The organism is Pseudokineococcus marinus, from assembly GCF_013004605.1.
Lineage (GTDB): Bacteria > Actinomycetota > Actinomycetes > Actinomycetales > Quadrisphaeraceae > Pseudokineococcus > Pseudokineococcus marinus.
On record NZ_JABEMA010000191.1, the window covers coordinates 1 to 6,098 of the forward strand.

Below are 6,098 nucleotides of genomic sequence, written 5' to 3' on the forward strand. Positions count from 1 at the left end.
GCCCGCCAGGTCTCCGACGGCGTCCTCGTCGGCACCTTCCCGGAGGGCACCCAGGTGCCCTCGACCACCGAGCTCGCCGCGCTCCACCGCATCAACCCGGCCACCGTCGGCAAGATCGGCGACCCCGAAGGGGGCGGTGGTGGTGGGGGCGCTCATCGCGGGTTCTCCTCGGTGGACACGACCATGCAGGCCAGGCGGGTGGAGGACGCCGTCGGGACGGCGCGGGCGACCACGAGCCCGGCGACGACGACCTCGAGGGGGCGGGACGTGGGGTGGCCGAGGGGCACGACGTCGCCCACGGCGAGGTCGAGGACCCGGTCGGAGGTGACGCGCGTGGGCGTCAGGCGCAGGGCGACCTCGACGGGCACGCGGGGCATGGCGCCGACGACGGCGGCCTGGGCGCGCGCCTCGGCCTCGAGCTCCTCGGCGGAGCGCGCCGGCGCGGTCGACGAGCCGAGGCGGGCCTGGAGGGGCGCGAGGACCAGGGCGAGGGTGGCCTCGCCGGTGGTGGCGCCCACGGTGACCGTGAGGTGGGCCACGACGACCTGGTCGGACGCCTGCGCGGCCTGGGCGAGCTGGGGGATCTGCTCGGTGGCCGTCCGGCGGGCGCCGAGCGGCGTGATGGTGGCGAAGGCGTAGTCGAGGGCGGCCATCGCCTTGTCGCCGAGGTCGCGCAGGACCCCGACCTCGAGCTCGGTGAGCTCCCGGGCCTCCTGCTGGCGGCCCGGGCCCCCCAGGCCGTGGTCGACGACCGACAGGACGACCTCGGCGGGGACGTGCAGGAGGCCGGCGGCCCCGATGTCCGTGCCGATGACGACGAGCGGTGACGGCACCGAGAGCGTGCTGGCGTGCTCGTCGTAGGTGGTCTGCTCGACCGCCCGCAGCTCGACGGCGACGTCCGCGCGCAGGCGCGTGACCATCTGCGTCGTCCACTGGCGGGCGAGGGTCTCGAAGGCGAGCTCGAGCACGCGCAGGTGCTCGCGCGCCATGCGGCCGGAGGCGCGGAAGTCCCAGGGGACCACGGCGCCGCGGCGACGCTGGCGCGCGCTCACCGGCCGGCCGGCGGTGGCGCTCGGCTGCGCTGATCGGGTGGTGGGCACGCCACTGCATCGGCCGCGCCGCGCCGGTGCTTGAGCCCGGCGCGCCGGTGACCTCGGTGAGGACGTCGGCCCCGCCCGTCCGGGGCGGGGCCGACGTCCTCAGCGGGTCACTGGGTGACGAACTCGGTGAAGTAGATCTCCATGACCTCGTCGGGGTAGGCCTCCTCGACCTCGCCGAGGAGCTCGGCCTTCAGCTGGTCGCGGACCTCGGGCTTCGCCAGCTCCTCCGTGGTCCGGCCGGAGAAGGTCTTGATGGCGAGGTCGAGCGCCTCGCTGCCGTCGACGGCCTCCGCGGCCTCGACCGTCTGCTGGAGCGCCAGGCCCAGCCGCAGGTACGACCCGTTGGCGAGGTTGATCGAGACCGGCTCGAGGGGCACGACCTCGCCCTTCTCGGGCTCGGGCTCCGGCTCCGCGGCGGCCTCGGCGTCGCCGGGGGCGAGGACGAAGAACCAGGCGCCGGCGCCGACGGCGACGAGCGCCACGACCCCGCCGATCAGCAGCGGCAGCTTCTTCTTCTTGGGCGCCTCGGCCTCGGCGTCGGCGGGCGCGGCGGTCTTGGCGGGCATGGACTTCTCCGTGGTCGTGGTGGGGGTTGCGGTGGTGCGCTGGACGGCCACGTCAGTGGCCTCCCGCGTCGGCGTGGTCGGCGGCGGAGGCCTCGACCGGCGGGGCGAGCGCGACGGCGGCCGGGGCGACCTGCGGCTCGGGCGGCGCGGCGCTGGCGGCGGCCTCGGCGGCCGCCTCCGGCAGCAGGGCCTTGACCTCGGCCGGCTGGTCGGAGAGGACGACGAGGTCGACGCGGCGGTTGCCCGAGAGCGCCTGCTCGTCGTTCCCCGGGTAGAGGGGCCGGGTCTGGCCGTACCCGACGGCGGTCATGCGGTCCGAGGCCACGCCGTCGGACTCCAGGTGGCGGACGACCGAGGCGGCGCGGGCGGCGGACAGCTCCCAGTTGCTGGGGTACAGGCCGCCGCGGACCGGCAGGGAGTTCGTGTGGCCCTGGAGCTCGAGCGGGTGCTGGTCGGCGTCGAGGACGGGGGCCATCGCGTCGAGCACCGCCCGGCCCGTCTCGCGGAGCGCGGCGCTGCTGGACTCGAAGAAGACGTCGTCCGCGACGATCGCCCCGACGAGGCCGCGCTCGGTGATGCGGAAGTCCACCCGGTCCCCCAGGCCGCCGCTCTGCAGCGACGCGTCGAGCTGCCGCTGGAGCTCGTCGAGCCGCTCGACCTCCTCGCGGGCCGCCTGCATCGCCGAGGCGCCGCCGCCGGCCGAGGAGGAGGCGCCCTGCCCGGCGGCGCTGACGTCGACCGACTCGGCCTGCACCGCGGTCTGCGGCTGCGCGGGGGCGGCGATGGAGCCGTTGCTGACGAGGAGGCCGGAGCCACCGTCGACGGGGATGCTGCTGCTGGCGCCGACGCCCTCGGCGAGGCCCTGCTTGAGCTGCAGGAACTTCTGGGCGTCGACCTGGCTGATGGCGAAGAGCACGATGAACAGGGCCATGAGCACGGTGATCATGTCGGCGTAGCTGACGAGCCAGCGCTCGTCCGGGCCGTCGTGGCCGCCCTCGTCGTGCCCGCCCCCGCCGCGGCGGCCGCGCCCGTGGGCGCCGCCGGCGCTCATGCCGCCTTCTCGTCGGCGGGCAGCTCACCCTCCGGCACGAGGCTGGCGAGGCGCTGCTTGACGAGGCGCGGGTTGGAGCCGGACTGGATGGCGAGCACGCCCTCGACGACGAGGTTCATCTGCGCCGCCTCGACCTCCGCCAGCCGCTTCAGGCGGTTGGAGATGGGCATCCAGAACACGTTGGCCGAGAGCACGCCCCAGAGGGTCGCGACGAAGGCGCCGGCGATCATGTGGCCGAGGCCGCCCGGGTCGGAGAGGTTCTCGAGCACGTGGACGAGCGAGATGACCGTGCCGATGATGCCGATGGTCGGCGCGTAGCCGCCCATGTCGCTGAAGAACTTGGCCGAGCGCTTGTCGGCGGCCGCCTTCTGGTCGCTCTTGTCGAGCATCATCGTGCGGAGGTCCTCGGGGTCCGTCCCGTCGACGGCGGCCTGAAGGCCGTCCCGCAGGAAGTCGTCCTCCACCTCCTTGACGGCGTCCTCGAGGGCCAGCAGGCCCTCGCGGCGGGCGCGCTCGGCCAGCTCGACGATGGTGGCGACCGTCTGGTCCATCTTCTTCGGCGGCGAGAGGAAGGCCTTCTTGAGGCTGCCGACGACGGCCTTGGCGTCCTTGAGCAGGCCGCCGGCGATGGCGACGCCGAACGTGCCGCCGAAGACGAGGATCATCGGGGGCGGCAGGAAGATCGCGAGGGGGTTGCCCCCCTCCATGATCATCATGGTGAGGATCGCCCCGAGGCACAGGACGATGCCGACGATGGCTGCGGGATCCATCAGGACCTCCTGCGGCGGCGCAGCGGCACGGCCGGCGCGAGACGGGGGGTGACGTCGTCCGGCCACGGCGCCGCGGCCTCGACCTGGTGCTCGAGCTCGGCGGCGGCCGCCTGCTCCTCGGCGAGGCGGCGGGCCGTCGCGATGACGGTGGCGCGGTAGTCCGCGACGCGGCCCACGACCTCCTCGAGGCCCTCCGCGACGACGTACTTGGTGCCGTCGAGCAGCGTGAGGACCGTGTCGGGCGTGGCCTCGACGCGTTCCAGGAGGTCGGGGTTCACCGCGAAGCGGGACCCCGCCAGGCGGGTGAGGATGATCATGGTGGCCGTCCTTGGGCGAGCGGTGGAGCGGTGGGAGCACCGCTCGTCGGGGGGCCCGTCCGTGGGCCTCGCTGGTCTATCGGCCGGACGGGGGGCGGGCTGAGGGCCGCCGGCGGGCGGCCGGAGCGCAGGACCACCCGTCCGGACCAGACCAGCGGCAGGCGCACGGCGACCTGCGGAGCAGTCGGCCGGCGTGGGCGGCCGGCCCCGTGACCTGCGACGACGTCCGCAGGCGCCGTGCGTGGCGGGTGTCCCGCAGGTCGCTGTGCGGGCAGCCGACGGGTGGGAGCGCACGACCGCCCGGTGCCGCGTCGAGCGGCACCGGGCGGACGGGTGCGGGAGCGGGCGCGCCCGGGGAGGACGCGGGCCCGCGGGGCGTCAGCGCTTGAGGTTGACGAGGTCCTGGAGCAGCTCGTCGGAGCTCGTGATGACGCGGCTGTTCGCCTGGAAGCCGCGCTGGCTGATGATGAGGTTGGTGAACTCCTGCGCGAGGTCGACGTTCGACATCTCCAGCGCGCCGGTGGACATCGTGCCCGCGGCGCCCTGGCCGGGCGGGTCGATGACGACGTTGCCGGAGTTGACGCTCTCGCGGTACAGCGAGGAGCCGGCCTTCTCGAGGCTGCCGTTGTTGGCGAAGGTCGCGACGGCGATGCGCGCCACGGCCTGCTGCGTGACCTGGCCGTCGTACGCGCGGTAGACGCCGGTGATGACGCCGTCGGAGCCGATGCGGTAGCCCATGAGCGCCTGCTCGGCCGGGGTCCCGGCGGGCGCTCCGGCCGGCTGGAGGGGCGCCGAGTCGTTGAGGTTGATGTCGCCCATGCTGGCGGCGTCCTGCGGGCCGAAGACGCCGGTGTTGCTCGCCTGCCAGCCCTGCACCTTGGCGCCCTCGCTGTTGACGAAGGTGCCGTCGCGGTCGAAGTCGAAGGAGCCGGCGCGGGAGTAGAGCTGCTCGCCGCCGCTGTCGACGACGAAGAAGCCGTTGCCGTCGAGCATCACGTCGGTGGCGCGGCCGGTGGACTGGGTGGCGCCCTGCGTGAAGTTCGTCGTCATACCGGCGACGCGGACGCCGAGGCCCACCTGCGAGGGGTTGACGCCGCCGCGGTCCGGCGGGCCGGCCTGCGGGGCGCTCGCGCCCTCGATCATCTGGCTGTACGTGTCCTGGAACGTGATCGCCGAGCCCTTGAAGCCGTTGGTGTTGACGTTGGCGATGTTGTTGCCGGTGACGTCCATCATCATCTGGTGGGCCCGCAGGCCGCTGATGCCGGTGAACAGGGAACGGAGCACGGGGCGCCTCCTCAGGCGGGGGTGGTGCGGGGTCGGTGTCGCTGGTCTGTGCGTGGCGGTCGGTGCGGGTCGGGCGCGCAGGTCAGGCGGTGGCGGTGGTCGTCACGCCGGTGACCTGCGCGAGCGGGACGTCGGCGTCGCCGACGCGCAGCACGGGGCCGTCGGCGGTGAAGCGGACGGCCGAGACCGCGCCCGACCCGGAGGTCTTCAGCTCGGTGTCGGCCCACTGCACCGTCTGCCCCACGAGGGCGGACGACGACAGCTGCTGCTGCGACGCGAAGGCGGCCTGGCTCGAGCGGACGAGCGTCGTCAGCTGCTCGACGGTCGTCATCTGCGAGGTCTGGGCCATCATCTGCGTCGTGTCCATGGGCTGGCTGGGGTCCTGGTAGCGCATCTGCGTGACGAGGAGCTGCAGGAACGCGTCCTTGTCCAGCTCCTGCTTCGGCACGCGGACGGGCTGGCTGGAGCCCGTGGCGTCGACGGACGTCGCCGGGGTCGGCGCCGGCGTGAAACCGGACGGCATACCGGAGATGGCGGGCACGGGGTCCTCCTGGGACGACGGGTCGGACTGGTCGGCGGGCGAGCGGGGAGACGGCTGGGGCGGGGCGCCTAGACGACGAGGTCCACGCGTCCCGGCCCGGGGGCACCGGCCCGGAGATCGGGGTGGACGCCCGGCGGGGCGCTCGAGGTGCCGGCCGCGGCGGTGACGGGCTCGCCGCTGGCGGGGCGGCCGTGAGAGGGGCGCCCGCCCGCGCCGTGGCCGGTGGTGCCGGCCCAGGCGCCGCGGCCGTCGCCGTCGGCGCCGCTGCCCTCCCAGCCGGACGCGCCGAGGGAGACGCTGCCGCCCGCGGTGGACCCCATGTCGCGGCGCAGCTCGGGCAGGATGGCCGACCTGGCGCACCAGGACTTCGTCGTCAAGGGCGAGACCCTCGCCGACATCGAGGAGGCCCACGCGACCGGCCGGATCGCGCACGTCTTCGCCCTCGAGGCGGCGACGATGATCGAGAACG

At 74.6% G+C, this 6,098-nt stretch carries 8 protein-coding genes; all 8 read right to left on the reverse strand.

The features are described from left to right. Positions 1 to 152: 152 nt before the first annotated feature. Entirely contained in the window at positions 153 to 1,052 is a 900-nt protein-coding gene (locus tag HLB09_RS20035; protein WP_171203555.1) for a flagellar motor switch protein FliM, read from the reverse strand. Between the two features lie 155 nt (positions 1,053 to 1,207). After that, positions 1,208 to 1,666 (reverse strand): flagellar basal body-associated FliL family protein, encoded by a 459-nt coding sequence (locus tag HLB09_RS11750; RefSeq protein WP_171203556.1) that lies wholly within the window; start codon positions 1,664 to 1,666, stop codon positions 1,208 to 1,210. A gap of 52 nt (positions 1,667 to 1,718) precedes the next feature. Next, complete coding sequence (locus HLB09_RS11755) at positions 1,719 to 2,717, reverse strand: OmpA/MotB family protein (protein WP_171203557.1); 999 nt, start codon at positions 2,715 to 2,717, stop codon at positions 1,719 to 1,721. After that, positions 2,714 to 3,487 carry a motility protein A gene (locus HLB09_RS11760; protein ID WP_171203558.1) on the reverse strand — a complete coding sequence of 258 codons (774 nt, stop codon included), beginning with the start codon at positions 3,485 to 3,487 and terminating at the stop codon, positions 2,714 to 2,716. The genes HLB09_RS11755 and HLB09_RS11760 overlap by 4 nt, the downstream gene beginning before the upstream one ends. Further along, a complete protein-coding gene (locus tag HLB09_RS11765; RefSeq protein ID WP_171203559.1) occupies positions 3,487 to 3,804 on the reverse strand; it encodes a flagellar FlbD family protein in 318 nt (105 codons plus the stop codon). Before HLB09_RS11765 ends, HLB09_RS11760 begins: the two co-directional genes overlap by 1 nt. Before the next feature lie 378 nt (positions 3,805 to 4,182). Next, positions 4,183 to 5,088 (reverse strand): flagellar hook-basal body complex protein, encoded by a 906-nt coding sequence (locus HLB09_RS11770; protein ID WP_171203560.1) that lies wholly within the window; start codon positions 5,086 to 5,088, stop codon positions 4,183 to 4,185. An 82-nt stretch (positions 5,089 to 5,170) separates the two neighbouring features. Continuing rightward, positions 5,171 to 5,629, reverse strand: a complete 459-nt coding sequence (locus tag HLB09_RS11775) for a flagellar hook assembly protein FlgD (protein ID WP_171203561.1) — start codon at positions 5,627 to 5,629, stop codon at positions 5,171 to 5,173. Between the two features lie 68 nt (positions 5,630 to 5,697). Further along, the gene (locus HLB09_RS11780; protein WP_171203562.1) at positions 5,698 to 5,949 is read right to left on the reverse strand and encodes a hypothetical protein; all 252 of its coding nucleotides are present in this window, start codon (positions 5,947 to 5,949) and stop codon (positions 5,698 to 5,700) included. Between the last annotated feature and the right edge of the window lie 149 nt (positions 5,950 to 6,098).

Bases quoted from the DNA above. Each gene is read 5' to 3' on its own strand.
- HLB09_RS11750 (WP_171203556.1), bottom strand. From the start codon at position 1,666: ATGCCCGCCAAGACCGCCGCGCCCGCCGACGCCGAGGCCGAGGCGCCC.
- HLB09_RS11780 (WP_171203562.1), bottom strand. From the start codon at position 5,949: ATGGGGTCCACCGCGGGCGGCAGCGTCTCCCTCGGCGCGTCCGGCTGG.
- HLB09_RS11765 (WP_171203559.1), bottom strand. From the start codon at position 3,804: ATGATCATCCTCACCCGCCTGGCGGGGTCCCGCTTCGCGGTGAACCCC.
- HLB09_RS11755 (WP_171203557.1), bottom strand. From the start codon at position 2,717: ATGAGCGCCGGCGGCGCCCACGGGCGCGGCCGCCGCGGCGGGGGCGGG.
- HLB09_RS11760 (WP_171203558.1), bottom strand. From the start codon at position 3,487: ATGGATCCCGCAGCCATCGTCGGCATCGTCCTGTGCCTCGGGGCGATC.